1 protein-coding gene is annotated in these 2,856 nt (G+C 44.3%); it reads right to left on the bottom strand.

The features are described from left to right. Positions 1–78: 78 nt before the first annotated feature. A partial coding sequence (locus ACJ751_RS01075; RefSeq protein WP_407743518.1) for a TonB-dependent receptor domain-containing protein occupies positions 79–2,856 on the bottom strand: 2,778 nt, incomplete at its 5' end.

The following is a 2,856-nucleotide window of genomic DNA, read 5'->3' as shown; positions in this document are numbered from 1 at the left end:
TTTTGACATGGTAATAGTGTTTGTGGATTTCATTCCATACCCTGCAATTTTGTTACCATGCTCAACCTCCATTATATACTATCCGCCAATCATATGTATGCTGCGGGGCCCTCCTGAGGCATTCAACCTGCTTTTAGTAAGATTATAAGTAAAACTCAACAGGAAAAAGCGTTGCAGGTTTTTCACCCGCTTGTCTTCAATATAATTCTGACTGGTACTACGGCTTATGCCAATGTTTTGTTTCAGCAGGTCAAAGGCCGATAACTTGAGTTCACCGCGGTTAAAGCGTAAGAACTGTTTGCTGATAAACGCATTCCATAACGGTACTTTGGTATTGAACCCGCTGGCGCGCTGGCTGTTGACAGTATAGGTAAATTCTGTATTAAAGTAAAAGCTGCGGGGCAGTTGCCAGTTTATTTCAGTGCTATATACCTGGTTCAAATATGCTGTGTTTAATGATTGCTGTAACCCGTATTGCGTTTTGTAACAATTAACCCCGGCAGAGAATGACAGGTTCAGTTTTTCTGTAGCATTTATTTCGATCCGTACATCAGGGCTAACATTCCAGGTACTGATCATATTCTCCGCCCCATTAATAAACGTTTTGTTTTTTGTATAGTTGCCATTGGTGCTGAAGTTGATAGTGCCTTTCCATAAACGCACAGGTAAACCTACATTCACAGTACCTGAAATATCATACGCGCCATTCACATTTACCGGCCGGGTTGTTTTTACGCCTACTGAATCAATGGTATCGGCATCAACGATCTTGTTATCGGTTCGGCGCACATTAAAAAATGCAAACAGGTTCCTGTTCTTAAAGGGGTTTACCGAAAAATAGTTCAGTTGTATGGCATGGGTTAGTTCCTGTTTCAGATCGGCATTGCCTGCTTTTATATTCAGCGGGTCGCTATTATCCGGTACCGGTTGTAATTGTAAAACCGTTGGTTGGTTGGTGCTGGTTGTATAATTCAACCGCAGGCTACGGAATTTAGTAAAGTTATATTGAAGGCGGGCATTTGGTAACCAGTTATAAAAGGTTTTATTGAGCGTGGAATCTTTGCCCAACACCAGGATCTTTCCTTCCAGTTCCGCCTGTTGCCAGTTCACCCCGGCCGAGGCATTGAACTTTCTTAACTGCATGCGCCAGCGAATACCGGCTGAATTATAGCCATAGCTGTTTTCATAATCATTGCTGTAGCGTTCGTTCAATTTATCGAACTTGCCGCTGAAGGCATTGTAGTCATACGTGTTTTTTTGCGCTGTGCTTTTGCTGTTGCTTTTGGCCAAACTGAATTCCAGCAACGATCTTTTAAAAATTGGTTCAGTATATACCAGCCTCGCGGTATAACTGTTCAAATCACTGCTGTTGATATTGTGTTGCTGGATGGAATCTGTTCTGGTAACCAACCCCAATGTATTTCGATAGGTATTGTTGGAAATAAGGTTACCATCGCCATCACTTGCATTTACATTGTTCTGCAGGCTTAACGACAGGGTGCGGCCTGCCCGGCGAAACTTTCTCCGGAACAGGAGGTCATTGCGGAAATTATACCCATGGCTGTTGGTGCTATTGTCACTGCTGCCACTGGTGCCCGGCGTTTGAGCAAGTGACAATAGGTTATAATCACTGCGGGTTAAAGTGCTTGTTTGCTGATAGCCCAACGAGGGCGATATTTTTATGGAACTAAATGAGTCGAGCTGAATATCAGCATTCAGATTTAACTGATGACTGTTATTCACATTCTTTACAAAGGAGTTCTGGTTGTAGAAATACGAGGAATCGGGCAGGAAGTATTGCCGGTGAATATGACTTTCGGTGTTGGGGTTATAGCGGTTGTAAAAGTAATTGCTGGTGAATTGGGTTTTGTTGCCAATGAGGTTGTTATAGTTAAAGCCTCCACCCCAGATATTTCTTATTCCATTGCCGTTATCGGTTGAGTTGGCAGGGCCAGCGTCTTTGATATCTATTTGAAGCCCGGCACCTCCCCCTGGCGGGCTGTTCATGCCGCCATTAAAATTCAACATATCCATAAAGGAAAAGCCTTCGGAGTTGGTGTTGTTGCTCATGCCTATTACTGAGAACTGGCGGGCGCCTTTAAAGGAGTTTACATTAAACTTACCTTCATAGCGATCGTTGGTTCCGCCACCGGCCATCACTTTTCCAAACATCCCTTTCTTTTTGTCTTTCTTCAGTTTCAGGTTGATGGTCTTTTCGCTGTTGCCGTCATCAAAACCGGTCAGCTGCGCCTGGTCGCTCACTTTATCATATACCTGTACTTTATCAACCGCATCGGCGGGCAGGTTACGCGTGGCAATCTTGGGGTCTTTGCCAAAAAACTCCTTGCCATCAACCAGTACTTTTTTTACATCCTGGCCCTGGGCTTTAACCGTGCCGTCTTTTTCCACTTTTATGCCCGGCATTTTCTTTAGTAATTGTTCAACCGTAGCATTGGGTATGGTTTTAAAAGAGCCGGCGTTATACTGCACCGTATCATCAATCAACGTTACGGGCGGAGCTTCGGCAGTAACCACTACTTCACTCAATAGCCGCGTAACATCGTTCATAATGATGGTTCCCAGGTTAACCTGTTTATGGGCTTCATCGAGGGTAAAGGGCTGGCCGGTATTATGGTAATTCACATGGGTTATCAGCAGGCGGTAGTCACCGTTGGGCAAACCGGTCATTTCAAACTGGCCTTTGCTATCAGTCATGGTAAATGCAACCAGCGAGGAATCTTTTTTCAGCAACAAGGTAACGGTGGCTGATACCACCGGCTGCTTTAACAGGGTGTCAACAGCATTGCCTTTTACCAAACCATTCTTTTGCGCCCATGCCATGAAAGAAAGGATACA

The organism is Niastella sp. (genome assembly GCF_045805085.1).
GTDB lineage: Bacteria > Bacteroidota > Bacteroidia > Chitinophagales > Chitinophagaceae > Niastella.
Note: the sequence above shows the minus strand (reverse complement) of the source record. Positions and strands in the feature narration are given on the sequence as shown.